Origin of the sequence: Prevotella jejuni (genome assembly GCF_900187995.1) — a bacterium.
Taxonomy (GTDB): domain Bacteria; phylum Bacteroidota; class Bacteroidia; order Bacteroidales; family Bacteroidaceae; genus Prevotella; species Prevotella jejuni.
In genome coordinates this window covers 1-21,192 of sequence record NZ_FZNZ01000011.1, presented here as the reverse complement: position 1 = coordinate 21,192, position 21,192 = coordinate 1, and the positions used below count along the sequence as shown (strand labels likewise).

The following is a 21,192-nucleotide window of genomic DNA, read 5'->3' as shown; positions in this document are numbered from 1 at the left end:
TTATTTATTCTTTTTCAGTTCTTCTATTTCTTTTTGTAGCGCATTCAATTGCTTGTACATCTCTGGTAAACGTTGGAAGATTGCTTGTGACTTAAAGTAAGCACGCTGTTCCATTGGAAGGGTTCCAATGAGTTGTTGATTACTCTTTAAGCTACCAGGAACTCCTGACTGTGCACCGAGAAACACCTTGTCACCAATAGTGATATGACCAGCAATACCCACTTGCCCGCCAAACATACACCATTGTCCAACTTTGGTAGAACCTGCAATACCCACTTGCGCAGACATTACAGTATTTTCTCCAATATCGTTGTTGTGTGCTATTTGAACGAGATTATCGAGTTTAACACCCTTACGTACGTATGTGCTACCCATAGTTGAGCGGTCAATACAGGTGTTGGCACCAATCTCTACATTATCTTCTATTGTGACAATACCAATTTGTGGAATCTTGTCATAGCTGTTGGTCTCTGGATTAGGAGCAAAGCCGAAACCGTCAGCACCAATCACACAGCCAGAGTGGAGGATGACATTGTTGCCTATCTTACAATCATGATAGATGCTTGCATTTGGATAAACAATACAATTGTTACCTAACTGCACACCATCCATTATCGTTGCATGAGGATAAATCTGACAGCCATCACCCAAAGTAACACTGTCACCGATATAAGCGAAGGCACCAATATACACATCCTTACCAACGGTTGCCTTAGATGAAACAAAGGCAAGAGAATCGATACCCTGCTTCTTAGGCTTCATACCCTCGTATAATTGCAGCAACTTTGCAACACAATCGCGTGCGTTCTTCACACGGATAAGCGTAGGCTTAACGGGTTTATCTACTTGAATGTCTTCATCTACGAGGACAATGCTGGACTCTGTTTCGTAAAGATAATGTATATATTTAGGGTTTGCAAGAAAGGAGATAGCTCCTTTCTTACCTTCTTCAATCTTGGCGAAAGTATTAATGGTAACGTTTTCATCACCTTCAATACAACCTTGTATGAATTGCGATATTTGTTTCGCAGAGAATTCCATTTATATTGCCGTTTATTGATTATTATTTGTGCAAAGATAGGGATTTTTATTTAGAAACGTTGATAAGAGAGGTAATATTTGCATATTTTTTTTGAGAGTAATTCTATGTTCAAAATCTCTGACGCCTCGGTTATATCCTTCATCGTACCATCTTTATAGAGAATACTGATGTGGTCGTCGAAAGGATTGTACATATCTTTCTGTACTCGATTTACTCCTACAAGGTAATCGCAGTCAGTGATACTTACTCCATATCGTTCTGAAATCTGTTGTTTAAGCTGTTTAAGTTCTTCTTCTGTAGGTTCCTTCTCTCGCACTTCCACCTTAAATATTTTCCGATTTATTAGATTTGATGACAAGAGTGAAAGTATCTTGTCATCATGTTGTTGCCATACTTTAATGGCACTCCATATATCGTTGTCATCCAATGCTATATAGTTATCCAATGCTTTTCCATCTTTATGGAAAGTATCGGCAGTTATGTCATTGTAAAGGAAGTAGCGAAGGGCAGGTGAGGCAAATAGTTCAACCCCTTTCTTTGCTAAGTGTTTGGCTCTGTGCAAAGCATTTATAAGAACATTCTCACATCCGACTGTTGTTTTATGCAGGTATACCTGCCAATACATAAGTCGTCGGGAAGTAAGATAATTCTCAATAGAATAGATTCCATTTGACTCAACCACCAACGCATCGTCAACCACGTTAAGCATCTTGATGATACGTGCTGAACCAATATTACCCTCTGTTACTCCTGTAAAAAAGCTATCTCTACGGAGATAATCAAGCCTATCCATGTCAAGTTGACTGGAGATAAGCTGATGGAGATAGGACTTTGGGTATTCGTTTTTGAAGATACTAATAGCAAGATTTAGTGCTCCATGCATGTCTTGATTGATTCGGTCCATCATCATCAATGATATTTCTTCATGCGTTATACCGCTGATGAGTGTGTTCTCCAAGACATGAGAGAAGGGAGCATGACCAATGTCGTGCATGAGAATAGCTGCTTGTACAGCCTCAGCCTCACTATCAAAGACAAAGACTCCTTTCTGTTGTAGTGACACAAGAGCCTCACTCATAAGATAAAAAGCACCTAAAGAATGTTGGAAACGTGTATGCTGTGCACCTGGATACACCTCCTGTGTCAGACCCAATTGTTTTATGCGTGTAAGTCGTTGCATAAGTGGATGACGAACGATGTCAAGTAACAATCCACGTGGCACTTTTATAAATCCAAAAACAGGGTCGTTTATTATCTTTGCATCTGTCATCTTTTCTATGTTATCTTGCTCTTTTATCATTAGATTACAAAGGTAATATATTTCCTTTAGACAACAGCCTGTCCTATTAATAATTTACTGGTATCATGTAGAAAAGACCATTCTGCTTCCTTTCAAAGCCATATTTGTTGTATTATATTCCAATTCCAATGTCAAATTTATCAGTTTCTCCTAAATTTTTAAGGGATTATCCTGCTTATTATTTCTTATTCTCAATCTGTGTACAAGGGCTTATTAATAATATCACGAAGACTTAGTACTGATTTTTTGAAAGCTTAATCAATGGTAAGATTGGGATTGCGAAAAACGTAAGTTGCAATTAGTAAGCCCCTGTTTCGCCTATGACAAACAAAACTTACATGGTTATCAGGCAGCAAGAATATCAAATCAGGGAAAACGATAGATTAGAATAAATAACATAAAAACTTGTCTGTTTCATTCCTTATCTATAATCTTTTCGTTAACTTTGTAGGCATGAAACGATTGATTAACTGGAAAGAATTTGTTGTGCTCTTCATAGTTATCGGGTGCATATACTATCTCACAAGGTCATGGTTTATTACTGGTGGAGTCCTCGCTATCCTACTGTTGATAGATGGTTTATTACGTCAGTATGACCATAAAAAGCAAAGTGAGAAACGTGCTGAAGATATTAAGAAAAAGCTTGAAGAGCAAGACGATTAACTTTAGACATGTGGTTTTGTAGCTTAATCATTCTAAAGCTATAAAATCATAGAGGTCATTATGTAGGAGGAGAACGAGGCGTTACGAGTCGTTCTGCAATTAGCCTACATAACAAAATGGATTATGGAGCAACTATTAGAACTATATACGAATTGGAAGGGTAGTAGACCCTCAAATGTAGAAAAGTTGGCTGGAGCAGGTAGCAACCGTGAGTATTACCGATTGTATGATGAAGAAGGTAATGCTGTTATTGGTGTTATAGGAACAAGCCGAGATGAAAATCATGCTTTCATCTATCTTGCTAAGCATTTTGAGAAGCGGCGCTTACCTGTACCACACCTATTGGCTGTTTCTTCAGATGAGCTTTGTTATCTACAAACAGACCTTGGTAACACTTCGCTCTTCGATGCGATACGGGGTGGGCGAGAGGCTGGAGGACGCTATAATCTTGCTGAACAAAAACTTTTACGCAATGCTATAAGAGAATTGCCAAATATCCAATTGCGTGGTGCAAGAGGGTTAGATTTCTCTAATTGTTACCCACAACCAGAGTTTAATCAGGAGAGTGTACTCTTTGATTTGAACTATTTTAAGTATTGCTTCCTTAAAGCAACTGAGCTCGACTTCCATGAATTAAAGCTTGAAGCAAACTTCCGTATGTTTGCAAAAGACCTAACCTCGGAGAAAATGGACTCTTTTCTCTATCGTGATTTCCAAGCTCGTAATATCATGTTAGACAAGGAGGGAAGCCCCTATTTCATAGACTTCCAAGGTGGAAGAAAAGGACCTTTCTATTATGATCTTGCATCATTTCTGTGGCAGGCAAGTGCAAAGTACTCTTTTAAGTTGCGTCGTGAGTTGGTATTTGAATACTATCAAAGTCTTAAGAATTATACAGAGGTTCCTTCTAAACGCCATTTCGTCAATCGATTGTCTTTGTTTGTTCTCTTCCGTACGTTACAGGTCTTAGGTGCATACGGGTTCCGTGGATATTTTGAAAGGAAGAAACATTTCATCGATTCTATCCCTCCTGCAATACAAAATTTACGTGATCTCTTGGCCTTAGGAGATGATGTTTTTCCTTATCCTTACATGATGGATATGTTGAAGCGACTGACATTATTGCCACAGTTTGCGCATATAGAGAAGCCTGCGGCCAACAGGACTGATGGCTTGAAAACAGCAGAGAAAGATGTTTATAAGGCTAATCCATTAGATGGTCCTGCCACATTCTCTAAATATGATGGTAAGGGTCCGCTGGTAGTGCGCGTGTTTAGTTTCTCATTTAAGAAGGGTATTCCTGAAGATACATCTGGTAATGGAGGCGGTTATGTGTTCGACTGTAGAAGTACTCATAATCCTGGTCGATACGAGCCATATAAGAAGATTACGGGATTAGACGAACCTGTCATTCGCTTCCTTGAGGATGATGGGGAAATACTCGACTTCTTGAAGCCTGTTTATAAGCTTGCTGACCATCATGTAGAGCGCTATATGCAACGTGGATTCACCGACTTGATGTTTTCTTTTGGATGTACAGGTGGACAGCACCGCTCTGTTTATAGTGCACAGCATCTTGCCGAACATCTTAATGAGAAATATGGGATAGAAGTACACATAACGCACAGAGAACAAGGTATCGAGCAGACTCTAAAAGCTAAATAATACTTAGGAGCTTTATAGGGTAGGTGGTTTTAGATAATAGAATAAGAATAGGGACGTATAGTTCGTGAGTATTTAACAGGCCATTTGGCAACTCACAGTCTATACGTCCCTATAATTATTAACGCTTATTCTTGCTCAGAAAGATTGCAATATATTCTATATTATCTCCTTTAACTCTTCAGGCACCGCTATAGAGTCACAATGCAAATGGTCTAACTTGTCTAAACCATGCTTTGTGATATGGAATCTTTGGCAGCGACCATCCTCCGAACAAGCACGTCGGCGAATAAGTGAAGCCTGCTCTAATGAGGCTATCACCTTTGAAGTATTAGAACGTGTCAAACCCATCTCTTCGGCTATCTCGCCTGCCAACATAGGTTTTTCGCTCTCTGAGAGTAGACATAACAACATCGCTTCATTGATGTTCAAGCCTATTTGCTGTTGTAGTCTACTTTCAAAAGAGGTGATGACACGAAATATTTCACGAATCTTACTGATGCAATGATTATCCATTATTGGTCTTTACTTCAATAAGACAGACTTAATAACCTCCTCGAACTGAGCCTTATTCATAGCTCCTGTCTGCATTGAGGGTTCGCCAGTCTTAGGGATGAAGAGTATTGATGGGATTGAACGAATGCCGAAAAGGCTTGCCAATTCGCGCTGTTTGTCTACATCAACTTTATATACATCAATCTGGCCTGCATAGTCACCAGCAATCTCTTCAAGGATAGGAGCCGTTGCTTTGCAAGGACCACACCATGTTGCATAAAAGTCTATAATAGCAGGCTTATCACCTTTAAAGTTCCATGTCTTAGGATTACTCTTAAAATCCATAACCTTCTGTTGGAACATCTCTGAGTTCATTTCTGTTACAGTCATCTTTGTTTCCTTTCCTTCATTTTGATTAGTTACTCCTGTTTGCTCTGTAGTCATTGCACTGTTATCCTGTTTTTTAGGATTGTTATCTGCCTTGCAAGCAGTCAGTGTTAATGCCATGATAGCCACTACAAGTGTTGCTGTACGTTTCATTATATGTGTAATCTTTATTTTACCGAAGTCCTTTTGTTACTCGGTTTGTTATTGTTTATTTTGCTTTCCTTAGGAAAACGTTGCAAAGATAAGTATTATTTTACTATCTACCAAATTTCCAATGGAAAATTATTCATGATGTCTCAAATTTGTCTCATCCGACCTTTTAGTTGCATTTTCATACGTTTTTTATTGCTTTTAAGTAAGTTCTCTGGGCGAGAAGATTGTTTTCTCTTACATTTACCAGTAGCTCTCTTAAAATAGTTCGGTACTTACTCCTTATTACGAAACAATCAGTAGAACGATGAAAAATCATGACATAATGCAAAGGTGTACATCTTCACGGTAAAAGCGTAGTGTCTGTAATAATTAAGCTTATAACATACAATAAATCAATATGTTATAAGTAGGGGCGAAGAAGATGTCTTTCTCGCTTCAAGAAGGGCGTCTTCTGCCTTCAAGAAGGGCATGTTCTTGAAAGAAGATAAGCCTCTTCTACACACCTCTCTCAGCCCTTTTCAATAGGAAGTGGACAGTGTGTCCTAAAATATCATTACATTCCCCGTCTGCACGTATGAAGGTCTTTCTCTTTTTTCAATAGTCATATTGGGGTTAGCTAACAATCTACTTCGCTCTCCATCATTTCTTTTTAGGGGGGTAAAATCTTTATGGTGTGAGGTGATGTCGCTTCCGTTGGTGTAATGCCACCAACTACCTTCCTTCTCCTACGTGGGTAGGACGAAGTCTACTTGGTTGATAGAATCTTTTTGTTCTATCTTTTATGTGTTTAAAACAAAGCTGAATTTTCAAAATGAAATTTGCTGTCACTGCTGTCATCTGATATTAGCTGTTAACTAATTGACTTATAGTATGTTTACATGAAATGTTAAAAATGACAGCAAAACAAAATTAAAATTATTTGTATAATAGCGTCTGTTAGTAATTACTGATAGTATCCTTGAATTTTAGTTTTTCTGTTTATGAATTTGATTTTATATGTTTTTTGATTACCTTTGCCAAAGAGTAATAGACTTTCAAATGACAGATTCCAACAGAGCTATAAATCAATTTTATGCTTATTGAGTATAAGCAGGGGTATTGTGAAAGAGCGTTTGAGGGAGTGGGGAGATTCTTCATATACTTGTCTCATAGCTTTTAGTTCTGTTGATAAAAATTTCTTTGAGCTGTAATTACGTACATAATATAATTAAATGTGTATCTACACTTTAAGAGATGAGTACTTATACGTTGAAAAAAAAGTTAATGCAATAAATTAAAACACGAAATCATGAAAAGGTTTGTCCTGTTCTTTGCTTGCCTTGCAAGTTTCTCCTTAGTAGCAGCACAGGAAGTGCTTAATTGGAAAGATAACGAGATTGTCTCACCAATAGTGAATGAAGACAATTCTATAACTATCAGTCTTTTTGCGCCAAACGCTGAGAAGGTGGAATTGACTGGCAATTTCTTATATGCAGGGAAAGATACTCCAGATAAGTATGCGGATGGAGATTGGCACCCACAGTTGATGAATAAAGATGCGAACGGACGATGGACGCTGACAACTCCACCCTTGAAGCCAGAGTTCTACAGTTATAATCTGATAGTTGATGGTGTAAAGATTACTGATCCAAAGAATATATATACTGTTCGTGACATTGGTAATAGATACAGTGTAGTACTTGTTGGCGGTGGTGTAGATGGGTTATATGCCGTAAAGAATGTACCTCACGGGACAGTTAGAAAAGTGTGGTATGATAGTCCAACGGCTGGTCTTCAACGTCGTATGACTGTCTATACGCCAGCTGGATACGAATCAAATAAGCGGAGTTATCCTGTTCTTTATCTGCTTCATGGCATGGGAGTCGATGAAGAGGCATGGGAAGAGTTAGGACGTGCAACACAGATTTTGGACAACCTTATCGCTGAAGGAAAAGCAGAACCAATGGTAGTAGTAATGCCAAATGGTAATATTTCGCAGGAAGCAGCTCCGGGTGAGGGATCTAAAGGACTTGTAGTAGCTACAACGCAGTATCCAAAAACAATGGATGGAAACTTTGAAAAAGCCTTTCCTGATATTATACAGTTTGTAGAAAAGACCTATCGTGTGAAGAAGGATAAGGCAAACAGAGCGATTGCAGGACTGTCTATGGGTGGCTTTCATTCGCTTTATATTGCTTTAAATAATCCAAACTCCTTTAATTATATTGGTTTGTTCTCTTCTGCTGTCAATCGAATGTCAAAGGATGGTGATACACTTTCTTATATATATAAGAATGTTGACGAGAAATTTAAGACGCTGTGTAAGAAATCTCCTAAGCTTATATGGATTGGTATTGGTAAGGACGATTTTCTCTCAAAGGATGATGATAGACTCCGTGCAGCATTGGATAAAGAATCTTATAAATACTCTTATCTTAAGACGAAAGGCGGACATAGTTGGCGAAACTGGAGAGAGTATCTGTCTACTTTTGTACAAAAGCTTTTCAAGTAAGAAGTATTGATAAAGCTTTCAGTTCATTTCCTACATACGTTTTGCTGCCTGTTATACGTTGTGTTGACTCTTTGTAGTGTTACTTTCAATTGGATATTTCTTCGATGTAAAACGTTCGTAAGCTGCAAGGGAATGATAGTAGAGATTTAAAATATGGTGCAATAGTATAAAGACTATGTCGGTCAATAGGATAGAATATTGTCAAATATGGAAATGTCTCTTGTTAGTAGTGCTGGTTTGGCCTATATATCTGGTTTACAGCATAGTTGTTGTTTATTACGATAATAAGGCACTTGAGACCGGACCTATTAAGTCATACGAAATCGTATCTAAGCATAGTGGAGCTGTAAATATTACCTCATATATTATAGTACGATATATTGGAAAGGATTACACCGTCACTGTAAGTAAAAAAGATATTAATGAAGACAAGCTATATATGCCTTTGTATTATAATAAATTGACTGATACACTGTTTTATGATATAAGAGATGATATATTTGTTAGGGTCGGATTTCTCTCATTAGGTTTACTTTCAATCTGCTGCATGTATCATTATATAAAAGGTTATCACGGTGAGAAGCAATGAAATATTTTCTTCAGTACGCCCCCTTATCCTTGTAATAAAGGTTATATGCGACGATGCATTTATACAAACAAATAGGATTATGAAACTAAAAGGTCTTCTTGAGAAAGATACTTTATGGTATTTCTTAGCTGTAGTAGGACTATTTCTGTTGTTATATTTGAGAAGAAATTTTATAATAGATACATACATCTATGCGCTCTCTTTGAGTACTCCTATATTCATATTGTCCTATATGCTGCTTAAAAGAATTGATGCTTTGCGTTATTATCTTCATGCAACAGGGATGTGTATTCTTTGTAGTATGGTTTAGTTTCTACGCATTAAATGTGGCGAGAAGCAAAAGGGTAGGGGGACATTTAACTGAATATATTGGCGTTGAACACTATACTCCTATAAGAAGAGAAAGCAGGTCATGTAGTAGCGGTATTCGATGTAAGTATAAAGGGGAGTTTATACAACTCTCGGCAACACCAACATCAGAAGAGCTTTATAGAATATATGGTGACTCTGTTGTTAATCACTTAAAAGTTCGATTAGTAGTTAAAGAAACATTGCCTCATGTGTATTACATAGATAAGGTGTTGATAACCAGCTCAAAATGATGATTTACAATAGGATTGTTAGAAATCAAATAGAGGAATACCCTTAGTGGATATTCCTCTAAATCTTATAGAAATTGGCTTAAATACCAAGCTTTTTACTTCTTTAATTGCTTCTTAAGGAGTTCTGGTATTTCACTTGTCTCACGTGCAACAGGTACCCCTACGGCCTCAAAAGCTGCTATCTTCTCGCTTGCAGAACCTGAGCCACTTGAGATGATAGCACCAGCGTGTCCCATCTGCTTACCCGGAGGAGCTTGCTGACCAGAGATGAATACAGCAACAGGTTTGGTAACGTTCTCCTTAATAAACTTAGCAGCACGCTCTTCAGCATCACCACCAATCTCTCCAATGAGAGCTATACTGTCTGTCTCTGGGTCGTCTTGGAACATACGAAGAAGCTCCTCAAAATAAAGTCCAACGACTGGGTCACCACCAACACCGACTGCTGTGGATTGTCCCAAACCAGCTTGTGTAAGGTTATAAACAACCTCGTAGGTAAGTGTACCACTACGACTGATAACACCAGTATGTCCCTTCTTGAAGATATTAGTTGGCATAATACCAGCCATACTCTCCTCTGGAGAAATAAGACCAGGACAGTTAGGACCAATTACCTTGACTCCCTTAATCTTAGCGTAACGCTGTGCTGCAACAGCATCAAGCGTTGGCACGCCCTCGGTAATACAAATGACGAGTTTCACACCACCATCAATCGCTTCAAGCATTGCATCTTTTGCGAATGGGGCAGGGACGAAGATAATAGATGCGTTGGCTCCAGTTGCAGCAACAGCATCCTTAACGGTGTTGAATACAGGGATGCCACATACTTCCTGACCAGCCTTGCCAGGAGATGTTCCACCAACCACGTTGGTGCCATACTCCTTCATCTTTGAAGCGTGGAAACTACCATCACGACCTGTAATGCCCTGTACGATTAACTTTGTATCTTTATTAATTAGAATACTCATAACTCTTGTGTTTTAAAGTTTTTTGCTTAGTTCTACAGCCTTATGTCCTGCATCTGCCATGCTTGTACCGACAGTGAAGTGAGTTCCCTCAAGGATAGCTCTACCTTCTGCTTCGTTAGTTCCAGTCAAGCGGATGACAATAGGGATGTCTGTCTCAATAACCTTGAAGGCCTCCAAGAGTCCGTTAGCAACATCATCACAACGGGTAATACCACCGAAGATGTTGATTAACACAACCTTTACATGCTTATCACTCAAGAGAAGTTTCATAGCTTCAACAATCTTCTCTGGGTTAGAACTACCACCAATATCGAGGAAATTGGCTGGTTCACCACCATATAACTTGATCATATCCATGGTTGCCATAGCAAGACCAGCTCCGTTAACCATACAACCAATGCTTCCACCAAGGTTCACATAGCTAAATCCCTTGTCTTTTGCTTCACGTTCCTTGCGTTCTTCCTCTGTAGGCTCGAATAATTCAGCAACATCTGGATGACGGAAGAGAGCATTGTCGTCAAAGGTCATCTTGGCATCGATAGCCTTCAAAGAACCATCTTTCAACATTACTAATGGGTTGATCTCTGCCAGTGAAGCGTCCTTCTCTGTAAAGAGTTTATAAATATTCTTGAAGATTGGTACGGCCTGTTTAACCTGTGCCATGTCATCGAAAAGCTTGAAAGCAGCCTCACGTGCAAGATAGTCGCTCATACCAACAACTGGGTCAATGACAATCTTCTCAATCTTTTCTGGTGTCTCCTTTGCTACTTGCTCAATATCCATACCACCAGCACGACTAAGCATTAACATAGGACACTTTGACTTGCGATCAACAAGGATACTCATGTAGTACTCTGAAGCAATGTCAACAGCTTCGCTGACAAGCACTCTGTCTACAATGAATCCCTTGATATCCATACCCAAGATAGCTTCTGCATGTTGGCGAATCTCGGCCTCGTTGCTACCAAGTTTAACACCACCAGCTTTGCCACGTCCACCCGTGTGAACCTGAGCTTTCACCACGGCTTTCTCAACACCTAATTGCTTGTAGGCTTCAACAGCTTCATCAGGAGTACGGCAAATAATGTTGCGATCTACTGGAAGCCCATAACTTGCAAAGAATTTCTTTGCTTGGTATTCATGTACCTTCATAAGATTTAGTTTTGAATTATAAACTATATGTTAATTGTTTAGGGTTCTTTTTGTTTAATAATCCTTCGCTTCACGCTCGCCTCGGAGTACTGCTAAGGCATTCTCCGTCAATGCCTGCATCTCATCTTGGCCTGGATAAACATAAATAGGTGCAAGGAACGAAAGGCGTTGCTTGAGTCGTTCGATGATATAATCAGACTTTGCCATACCACCAGTAAGCAGAATGGCATCTATGTTGCCGCATAACACCGCTCCTTCTGCAGCTATATTCTTAGCAATATGCCATATCATAGCTGATACAACAAGTTCAGCATGCTTGTCACCAGCATTGATCCAATTAATAATCTCACGTAGGTCATTTGTTCCAAGGTGAGAAATAAGACCTGCATGGCCACTGACTTTCTTCAATAACTGTTCTTCTGTGTATTTTCCACTGAAGCAGAGATGAATTAAGTCGGCTGCAGGAAGAGTTCCAGCACGCTCTGGTGAGAATGGTCCTTCACCGTCTAACGCATTGTTCGCATCAATTGCCCTGCCATGTGAATGGGCTGCGATAGAGATTCCTCCACCTAAGTGACATATAATAAGGTTTAACTTATTGTATGATGTTCCCATATCTTTTGCAAAGCGTCGGCCTATTGCTTTCTGGTTTAAAGCATGCCAAATACACATACGTGGCATGAGAGGAGAACCAGACAGACGTGCTTCTGGTTCCATTTCATCCACTACACCAGGGTCAGCAATAAAACTCTTACAGTTAGGAATATCTCGTGCTATTTCGTCTGCAATCATACAACCAAGATCACAAGCATGTTGATGAATAGCTCGTTGTTGGTCTATTATCATTTGCTTTGTGATAGTGAACACACCACTTGACACTGGTTTTGCAAGTCCACCTCGTCCTATAACGGCATCAAAGTCTAAAGGTATATTTCTTTTCTTTAATTCTTCAATAACGACCTGCTTGCGAAAATGATATTGGTCGGATATGCGCTTGAATTTGCTTAGCTCTTCTCTTGAGTGCGCAATGTCTGCAACAAAGACGGGTTGATCGTCATTTGCAAGCGATATCTTGGTTGATGTCGATCCTGGGTTGATAGCTAAAATCTTGTAAGCCATAATGTTTTATATGTATACCTTATATATAATGTATATAGACTATCTGGAGATAAGACTCGCAAGGGCGAGACTATAGTATTTAGATTCAATAGTATCACCACGACTTGGGAGCACTACTGGTGCCATAGTTCCTTGAAGAATAGCAGCAGTCTCGGCATGACAGAATAGTGTTATCGTCTTATAAAATAGATTGCCTGCCTCTATATCAGGGAAAATTAAAGCATCGGCTTCGCCATTTATGGGGGAGTTTATCTGCTTAATCTTCATAGCTTCAACTGAACAAGATGTTATTAAGTCTAATGGGCCATCTATTGTACACTTACCAAAAACTCCTGCTTCAGCTTCTTCTTTTAGTGCTCTATATGAAAGAGTATATGGGAAATGGCGCTCGTCTACCTTCTCTGAGCAATGGATAAGGGCTACTTTTGGACATTCTATCTCAAAGGCATGACAGAAATCTACAATATATTTTACCTGTGCTCTGCGTTGCTTATCATTTGGAGAAGGGATAACAGCAGCATCTGTAAAGAAAAGTAGTTTATGATACTCTGGTAACTTTGCAGCAGTAATATGCGTTAAGACCGTATCTTTTGGTAGGATTCCTACTTCTTTATCAAGTATAGCACGTAAGAGGACATCGGTATTAAGGAAACCTTTCATAATGATGTCAGCATCACCTTTCCTCACTACTTCAACTGCTTTTCGTGCTGCATCCTCTGGTGATTCAGCAAGAATTGATTGAAAGGAGTTCTTCTTAGCATAGTTTTCCATAGTTTGTTTAGAGCATACTAAAATAGGCTCTATGAAACCATCTTGTACAGCTTTACAAACAGCTTCTTGTGTATGGTTCTCTTCTGGCCACACAACTACTGTTCGTTTACAAATCTTTCTTTCATTAAGAAGATGAATTAGCTGTTTAAAGTCATGGATAATTTTTCTTTCTCCAGGCATAGTTAATCGATTTTCAGTTATAGATTTATATTGTGACAAAGATAATACTTTGTTTTGATATACGGTCGATATTTAAAGAAAAAAACATGAGAAAATTCTTTTTTTTGTATTGGTTGGTGTATATTTGCAAGTGAATTAGAGATTTGTATATGAAACGTTTGTACTTTATAATACTTTTAAGTACCTTATTTACAGTTGCTACAGCACAACGTGTAACACGTACTTATATCCCTCATGGGGCTTTCTTCTATAATAGTCAATGGCAGGGAGTACCCAATGCTAGTAAGGCTTCATATTATAGAGTCTTAGCGCTCGATGATAAAGGACAGAAGATGTTTTATGACTATTACATTACTGGACAATTACAAGCCGAGAAGCATTATATAAGTATTAACCGACAAAATGATAAATACACAGTATTGAACGGTGTTTGTCGGACTTTTCATAAGTCGGGTAGGGTAGAATCTGTCTTGCAATATAAGAATGGAAAAGCTAATGGTCGAGCGCTCTCCTTCTTTCCTAACGGTAATATAGGAATGAAATTATCTTATCGTAATGGTCTACTTGACGGCCCATGTTATACTTATACAGAAGGTGGCCGATTAGAATATACAACCATTTGGCGTAATGGAACTAAGGTAAATGAGATCAAAGGTGGTAAGGACCATTATATAAATAAAAACACAAACGAAGATGAATTCTGTGAACATTATCGTCATGACGAGGCGTTGTTAATGGCGCAGTCTAAAAGTATTAGTAAAGCAAGAGGAAATAATGACAAGCAAAAGATAGTAGAGGTTAAGGATACAAAAACGACCAAAGAGAATCTTAAAATGGATTATAAAGGTTCTCAGATAGTACAAGGTACAGCAACTACAGATGATGTTAAATCTTCAAAGGGCACAAAGAAAGAGTCTTCTATTAATTTAACAAAAGAAGATCGTTATGTTGCTAATATAAAGTATCCTGATAGTTCAGCTGAGAAAACAGAACCTGTTAAAGTAGAGAAGAGTTCAAAAAGAAATTCTACACAGGTAAGAATGTTTAACTTTCCATACCTTCTTAGCATGTTGAGTAATGATAATGAGAGAGTTAAAAGTTTAGATGTCTTGACTGATATTAGTCGTAAATTCCAACTCAACACTTCACAAATTATTGATGGGTTTGGTGCACAAAAGGAATTCATCTACCATCATAACATGTCTTATGATGTACAAAATAGCAATGATAAAATTACGGGTAACAATCCAAGACAGATTGGTTATTTTGGTACAGCCTTAGGGAAAATGCTAACGATAGAGCGCATTAATATTTTTACATGGTCGGAAGAAGAAATGTATCATATTGCCCAAGAAGCTATCAATGCCGGATATAAGCCACTTGGTGGATTAGATTATCAATCAACGAATGGTAATTTTGTACTTGAGCCTAAGGCTAACTCAACAAACTACGGTGAACATGAAGTCGTCGTTACCTTTACTCATCAGCCAAATCTCTATGCTGGATTATATCACATTCAGATGGATATAAGATAGAATAGAAGTTTTTTAGTTTATTAAAATAAATATTTATAGACTTCAGCTAACTATTTACTTTTTTTTAGTATATTTGCAGGATAAATTATATTTTCTACTAAAAGAGAACGAGAAGACTCATAAAATAAGGTGAGTAATTACCTATAAACAATTAAATGTGATTATGAAAATATTTGATAAGCTACTGAATTGGTATCTTTCGCGAAATGCCTTGCCATATTGGGTCATATTGGCTATTGACATTGTTATCTGTTATCTGTCAGGTATCTTTGTGTTTTGGATGTTTTTTCATGGTGCGGTTTCTCCTCAGCATATTGTATTATTATCCAAAACAATCTTCATGTACATGATTTTTAACCTTATTGGTTTCAGAATTTTCCGTACATATTCAGGTATCATTCGCTACTCCTCTTTTGTTGATTTACAGCGAGTAGTATTAGCAATGTTATTGTCTCTTGCGGTTGCGGAGGTAATGCATTATGTTGTCTATCATTGGAATCTTGAGTTTGTTCGTTTACAAGGTAGACAAATTGCAGCAATGTATCTTGTTGCAACAATAGGTATGATGGCTTTCCGTATCATAACGAAATCACTTTATGATGTGCTGTTTAACACTGATAAAGGTGTTCGTACGCTTATCTATGGTGTGAAGGATGGTGGTGTTGGATTAGCAAAAAGCATAAGAACAGACAAGCCATGCAAATTCCTTCTGAAAGGTTTTATTGCTCATGACCCATCCATTAGTGGTCGAATACTTATGGGTCAGAAGATATATCTGGTTGATGATAATCTTGCTGAGCGTATTAAAGCGTTGAAAATAAAGGCTGTTTTAGTTTCTCCATTACAGAACGCACGTTTCCGTAATGATACGAAATTACAAGATATCCTATTGAATCTTGGGGTTCAAATCTTTATGAGTCATGCTGAAAAAGAGTGGTCTAAAGACGATGATTACACGAAGGTACAGCTTAAGGAGATAAGTATTGAAGACTTATTACCACGTGATCAAATCAATGTAGACATGGATTCCATTGGTAATCTTTTACGTAACAAGAAAATCATGATTACGGGTTCTGCGGGTAGTATTGGCTCGGAGATGGTGCGTCAGATTGCTATATATAAGCCTGCTGAGCTTATTCTTATTGACCAAGCAGAGACTCCCCAGCATAATATTCGCTTAATGATGCAGTTTGAATGGCCTGATATTAAGGCTCATACTATTGTTGCGAGTATTTCTAACTATGACCGTATGGAGGAGATATTCAAGACATATAAGCCTGACTATGTATTTCATGCTGCAGCATATAAGCATGTACCTATGATGGAAAATAATCCATCAGAAAGTGTGCAGAACAATATATGGGGAACGAAAGTTATTGCTGACCTCAGTGTAAAGTATGGTGTTAAGAAATTTGTCATGGTCTCAACAGATAAGGCAGTTAACCCAACAAACGTAATGGGTTGTTCTAAACGTATCTGTGAAATCTATTGTCAAAGTCTTAATAAAATGATTAATGACCAAGCAAACGGTAAACCAACAACACAATTTGTAACTACTCGTTTTGGTAATGTATTAGGTTCAAATGGATCTGTAATACCTTTATTTGAAAAGCAGATTAAAGCTGGCGGACCTGTCACTGTTACTGATCCAAATATTATTCGTTTCTTCATGCTTATTCCAGAAGCATGTAAATTAGTGCTCGAAGCAGGTACACATGGAGGTGGAGGAGAGATTTTTGTCTTCGATATGGGTAAGCCTGTCAAGATTGCTGACCTTGCCAAGCGAATGATAAAGCTTTCTGGTGCTAAAAATATTGATATCGAATACACGGGCCTACGTGCTGGTGAGAAACTATATGAAGAAGTATTAAGTACAACGGAAAATACTCTTCCAAGCTTCCATGAGAAGATTCGTATAGCGGAAGTTCGTGAGTATGACTACAATGAGGTAAATAAGCAAATAGAAGCATTAATAGCTTTAAGTCATACTTACGATGATATGGCAATTGTTGAGAAGATGAAAGAGATTGTACCAGAGTATGTAAGTAACAATAGTAAATATTCTGTCCTCGATAATAAGTAGTTTATTATATGAGGGAGGAGGACTTAAATAGAATCATGGAATATAAGAATAATGATCCTTTTATCCGTATCTTCGACTTTCTTCGCTTTTGTTTAAAGGAGGAAGCACAGGAACCTGCGAGCTTAGAAGATATGGACTGGGATGAACTCTACGCCTTTGGTAATAAACAAGCTATTCTGGGTGTCTTGTTTCATGGTATAAAGAAACTTTCAGACTCTCCACATCGACCTAATAAACAACAAATTCTTAAATGGTATGCTACCTGCTCATTTATAGAACAAGCTAATAGACAAGCCTATAAAGATGCGTCAGCTCTTACAACATTATTGCAAGAGAAATATGGAGTGCATGGTTGTGTCTTAAAAGGACAGACGAATGCATTGATGTATCCGGACCCATATATGCGTACTTCTGGGGATATTGACCTTTGGACAGATGCTAAAACATTAGACATTATACGTATTTCTCGTCAGTTAGATCCGAAGGGTGAAATAGGATATCACCATATAGAACTAAGTTATTTTAAGACTCCTGTGGAGGTGCATTTCTTTCCTTCATTTATGGGAAACGTTTGGCATGAGTATAAATTACGCAAGTTCTTTGATCAATGTAAGAAAGAGCAATTTAAACACCAAACAGCTCTACCAGATGGATTAGGAAAGATTTATACGGTTACAGATGACTTTAATCGTGTATTCCAGTTGTCCCATCTTATGCATCACTTCTTCTTTGAGGGAATAGGATTAAGGCAGATGATCGATTATTATTACTTGCTGTTACGTGGTTTTAGTGAAGAAGAGCGTTTGAAGACAGTTCATATTCTAAAGAGTGTAGGAATGTATAAGTTTACTGCTGCCGTTATGTATGTCATGAAAGAGATTTTTTCTTTGCCAGATAAGTTTCTTTTGATGAAGCCAAATAACAGAATAGGTAAGATTCTTATGTCAGAGATTTTGATTGCAGGAAACTTTGGTTTCCATGACCATCGTTACTCGTTTGCAGGTAAATCTGTTTATTCCCAATATTTCATAGAGATATATAGAAACCTTCATTTTGCTATAGACTTCCCATCAGAAACAGTGTGGGGACGTCCCATTTCACGCTGGTGGCACATGATATATAAGGCTTATCTGCGTAGACAATTGGGTCATAGCTCAAAATGAGTAACTTGTTAAGTGTCATACGTCATGTGTATGTCATATACTTGAGTCCTTTTATTTTTGTTTGAAAAGTAAAGCGAAACTGCTATACAATATGCGAACACCAAAGGAGAATAGTGTTTATCTCCAATGGTGTTCGGTACTTAAAATAAATAAAGGGTCAATTGTTCTTTTGTTGTATAAGAGGTGATAGTATATCCGACTAATATTGTATTTCTTTCTATCTCACTTACTTCAGAATAAAAGGAAATCGATATTACTTTTGTAAAGTCTTATTTTTTGAATAAGAGAGTTTTACCATTACTGGATAATGATCAGATATATTACGCCGTGACTTACCGAGCCAATAGCTGTTGGTAAAGATGGCGTAATGCGGAACATCAAAATCTCTTGTAACAAAAATGTGGTCAATACGAGATTTACTACGGCTATCCTGCATAAAATCATTCCATGTTCCTGTGGGTGCCATACGCTGTTGAGCGTTGGTATAACAGTCGTATAGTATTCCAGAGTTAGAGAATATCTGATAGATCTCATCTGTTTGATCAACGTTAAAGTCACCCGTTAGAATGGTAGGTAGACCCTTTGCCAGTTGACTAATGCGTTTCAGAATTAGTTGTGCACTCTCTCTTCGTGCTACAACACCCACGTGGTCCATGTGAGTATTGAAGAAAAAGAACTTCTTGCCAGATGTTTTATCTTGAAATTCTCCCCATGTACAAATACGAATACAAGCTGCATCCCATCCTAATGAGGCGTGTTCAGGAGTTGAAGAAAGCCAGAAATTACCACTGTCTAATAGTCTGAGTTGATCTTTCTTATAAAAGATTGCTGCATATTCTCCCTTCTCCTTTCCATCTTCTCGTCCTATACCGATATAGTCATAACCATTCAGTCCTTTGCTTAAGTCATGTAGTTGATCTACAAGAACCTCCTGAGTACCGAATATTTCTGGCTGTTCAAAATTGATGAAATCGCATAATGGTGGACAGCGTAGTGTCCATGCGTTCCCCTCATGTTCATCATTAGGATTATTGTAACGGATGTTATATGTGCCCACATAGAGTTGTTGAGCATAAGAACTACTGCTTAGTAGTAATGCAAGGATTAGTGTTGTCAGTTGTTTATACATGATTTAAGTTCATTGATATTCAGTTGATTATATTGTAAACTAAGGATGCCTTTCATTTACAATATACTTTCTAATTTACAAAAGTACATAATGTTTTCTATATTTCATCATATTACCTCTCTTTTATTCAGACAATATGACATCCCTTAAGCTTAATCTTAAAGCAAGTAGGATTATGTTAGCTAAAACTAAATTGGACTTTAAGTTTAATTTGACTTGTATCATCATTGCGTAATCTCAGTAATTATAACATCCTTTAATGGAACCCGTGTTAGAATAAAAATATATTACATATAAACGAGTCAAAAGCATTCAATAAAAGAGTATAACTTACCTTAGAATATGTCATATAACCATCAATAAATCAAGATGTTACCTATAGCATTGTTGAAGACGCCCTTCTTGCGCCAAGAGAGGCGTTTTCAACACGCAAGAAGGGCATGTTTTGCAAGCTAAATAGGCCTCTTCTATAAGCTTAAAGACCATGTGTAAGAGGTTAGAAGGGCGAAAAATGTTTACATTAAGACCAAAAGTTGGTTTCATGAGCAGTTTCTATTTGTATTAATAAGCCTGTGTTGTTCTAATTAGAAAACAAGCTTTGTCCTAATGACATAATGAAAAGATGAACTTTTAAGTAGCCTTCTTTTAAGCATGTTTGCAGATAAACTGTCACCTATTCAAACACATCTATCGTAGAAAAGATAACAGTTATCGTTGGTTTTGTCACTTTTGCCTTGATGAATGAATAGTATTAAAGTCAACTAAACGCAAAAGACTGGAACTCATAGTAGGTCCCAGTCTTTTATTTTTTAATCCTTTCAAGGGAATATACAAGAGACAGAATAACACCAAAAGATTAATTTGTTTTTGATACTACTTTGTCAACGTAATTCTACTCCATTCTTATTGTACCATCATCGTTCGTCTTCATGCGTGGTTTAGACTCTATTTTAGGCTGTGATTGGGGCTTCGGCTTAGTGATAGGAGTAGGGTTGTGTCGTAGAACAGGCTTAGCCTTAACATTCTTCGCTGTTGTTGAGCGTTGTACAACAGGAGCCCTCCTTATAATTTGCCGAACAGTCACATTCTTCTTTACTGGTACAAATTTACTCTTGTGTATACCCGTGAAATAAGTTCCGTCAGGCCCTATCGTCACCCATTCATAGAGCGTACCTCGTGGAATTGTAGTGGTATCTTCGATACATAAGCCATCTACATAACGTGCGCGTTCGATAATCTTCTGCCCATACTGATCGTACACATAGGTCATTCCCTGTAGCTTTCCTTTCTCGTAGTTCTCGATGTAGTCGAGTCGAGGAGTCTCACCGGGATAACTTGTCTTTTTATACATATAGAGCTTACCCTGCTTCTCTCCTTTGACATAACTCACGATACTTGCGATATTACCATATCTATCGTAATACTTTACCTGTCCGTCTCGTAAGCCTTCCTTATAGTCTTCTTCCAGTAACAAGCGGCCATCTTCCATATAACTAACACAATGCCCTTCAAGCAAGCCTGTCTTTTTATTTTTATAAGAAATCGACTTTATTTGTCCATTGTCGTAGGTCTCTACAGTCTTCTTTACCTGTGCGTTACATGCTAAAGGTAGTTGCAAGTTCCAAAACGAAGTGCAATAAAAGAGTGTCCCTCTCCGAGAGATGCAGACGTTCTCGACGCGTAGCGAGAGGTTGTCTGCATCTCTCGG

At 38.0% G+C, this 21,192-nt stretch carries 16 protein-coding genes; 6 read left to right on the top strand and 10 right to left on the bottom strand.

The features are described from left to right. Together lpxD and CHB62_RS05345 are read right to left on the bottom strand one after the other, a co-directional pair. A complete protein-coding gene (lpxD, locus tag CHB62_RS05350) occupies positions 1-1,041 on the bottom strand; it encodes a UDP-3-O-(3-hydroxymyristoyl)glucosamine N-acyltransferase (protein ID WP_089365996.1) in 1,041 nt (346 codons plus the stop codon). Between the two features lie 50 nt (positions 1,042-1,091). Beyond that, positions 1,092-2,312, bottom strand: a complete 1,221-nt coding sequence (locus CHB62_RS05345) for an HD domain-containing protein (protein ID WP_089366054.1) — start codon at positions 2,310-2,312, stop codon at positions 1,092-1,094. Positions 2,313-2,795: 483 nt separating this feature from the next. On the opposite strand from CHB62_RS05345, the gene CHB62_RS05340 reads away from it, so the two are divergent. Together CHB62_RS05340 and CHB62_RS05335 are read left to right on the top strand one after the other, a co-directional pair. Continuing rightward, the gene (locus CHB62_RS05340) at positions 2,796-3,005 is read left to right on the top strand and encodes a hypothetical protein (RefSeq protein WP_089366053.1); all 210 of its coding nucleotides are present in this window, start codon (positions 2,796-2,798) and stop codon (positions 3,003-3,005) included. Between the two features lie 123 nt (positions 3,006-3,128). Continuing rightward, on the top strand, positions 3,129-4,670 hold the full coding sequence (locus tag CHB62_RS05335; protein WP_089365995.1) for a RapZ C-terminal domain-containing protein: 1,542 nt from the start codon (positions 3,129-3,131) through the stop codon (positions 4,668-4,670). A gap of 156 nt (positions 4,671-4,826) precedes the next feature. On the opposite strand, the gene CHB62_RS05330 is transcribed toward CHB62_RS05335, so the two are convergent. Both CHB62_RS05330 and trxA read right to left on the bottom strand, forming a co-directional pair. Continuing rightward, a complete protein-coding gene (locus CHB62_RS05330) occupies positions 4,827-5,183 on the bottom strand; it encodes a MarR family winged helix-turn-helix transcriptional regulator (protein WP_089365994.1) in 357 nt (118 codons plus the stop codon). A gap of 9 nt (positions 5,184-5,192) precedes the next feature. Then, positions 5,193-5,702 carry a thioredoxin gene (trxA, locus tag CHB62_RS05325; protein ID WP_009011186.1) on the bottom strand — a complete coding sequence of 170 codons (510 nt, stop codon included), beginning with the start codon at positions 5,700-5,702 and terminating at the stop codon, positions 5,193-5,195. 1,288 nt (positions 5,703-6,990) lie between these two features. On the opposite strand from trxA, the gene CHB62_RS05320 reads away from it, so the two are divergent. Next, positions 6,991-8,193, top strand: a complete 1,203-nt coding sequence (locus CHB62_RS05320) for an esterase (RefSeq protein ID WP_089365993.1) — start codon at positions 6,991-6,993, stop codon at positions 8,191-8,193. Between the two features lie 1,286 nt (positions 8,194-9,479). Here the strand turns inward: CHB62_RS05320 and sucD are convergent. From sucD to CHB62_RS05290, 4 genes are read right to left on the bottom strand one after another with little or no spacing between them, the layout of a single operon-like run. Continuing rightward, positions 9,480-10,352, bottom strand: a complete 873-nt coding sequence (gene sucD / locus CHB62_RS05305; RefSeq protein WP_009011182.1) for a succinate--CoA ligase subunit alpha — start codon at positions 10,350-10,352, stop codon at positions 9,480-9,482. Positions 10,353-10,364: 12 nt separating this feature from the next. Next, positions 10,365-11,504, bottom strand: a complete 1,140-nt coding sequence (sucC, locus tag CHB62_RS05300) for an ADP-forming succinate--CoA ligase subunit beta (RefSeq protein ID WP_089365990.1) — start codon at positions 11,502-11,504, stop codon at positions 10,365-10,367. Positions 11,505-11,558: 54 nt separating this feature from the next. Then, positions 11,559-12,623: a butyrate kinase gene (gene buk / locus CHB62_RS05295; protein WP_089365989.1), complete on the bottom strand. Its 1,065-nt coding sequence runs from the start codon at positions 12,621-12,623 to the stop codon at positions 11,559-11,561. Positions 12,624-12,662: 39 nt separating this feature from the next. Next, a complete protein-coding gene (locus CHB62_RS05290) occupies positions 12,663-13,574 on the bottom strand; it encodes a phosphate acyltransferase (RefSeq protein WP_089365988.1) in 912 nt (303 codons plus the stop codon). Between the two features lie 149 nt (positions 13,575-13,723). Between CHB62_RS05290 and CHB62_RS05285 the strand changes: the two genes are divergently transcribed. The 3 genes from CHB62_RS05285 (at position 13,724) to CHB62_RS05275 (ending at position 18,355) form a co-directional block, all read left to right on the top strand. Continuing rightward, on the top strand, positions 13,724-15,109 hold the full coding sequence (locus CHB62_RS05285) for a toxin-antitoxin system YwqK family antitoxin (RefSeq protein WP_089365987.1): 1,386 nt from the start codon (positions 13,724-13,726) through the stop codon (positions 15,107-15,109). Positions 15,110-15,272: 163 nt separating this feature from the next. Continuing rightward, positions 15,273-17,192 (top strand): polysaccharide biosynthesis protein, encoded by a 1,920-nt coding sequence (locus tag CHB62_RS05280; RefSeq protein WP_089365986.1) that lies wholly within the window; start codon positions 15,273-15,275, stop codon positions 17,190-17,192. Between the two features lie 35 nt (positions 17,193-17,227). Further along, the gene (locus tag CHB62_RS05275) at positions 17,228-18,355 is read left to right on the top strand and encodes a nucleotidyltransferase family protein (protein WP_089366052.1); all 1,128 of its coding nucleotides are present in this window, start codon (positions 17,228-17,230) and stop codon (positions 18,353-18,355) included. A 253-nt stretch (positions 18,356-18,608) separates the two neighbouring features. Here the strand turns inward: CHB62_RS05275 and CHB62_RS05270 are convergent, their stop codons facing one another. Next, positions 18,609-19,484 carry an endonuclease/exonuclease/phosphatase family protein gene (locus CHB62_RS05270; protein WP_089365985.1) on the bottom strand — a complete coding sequence of 292 codons (876 nt, stop codon included), beginning with the start codon at positions 19,482-19,484 and terminating at the stop codon, positions 18,609-18,611. Positions 19,485-20,376: 892 nt separating this feature from the next. Further along, positions 20,377-21,102, bottom strand: coding sequence for a toxin-antitoxin system YwqK family antitoxin (locus tag CHB62_RS05265; RefSeq protein ID WP_089366051.1), 726 nt, complete (start codon positions 21,100-21,102; stop codon positions 20,377-20,379). Positions 21,103-21,192: the final 90 nt, after the last annotated feature.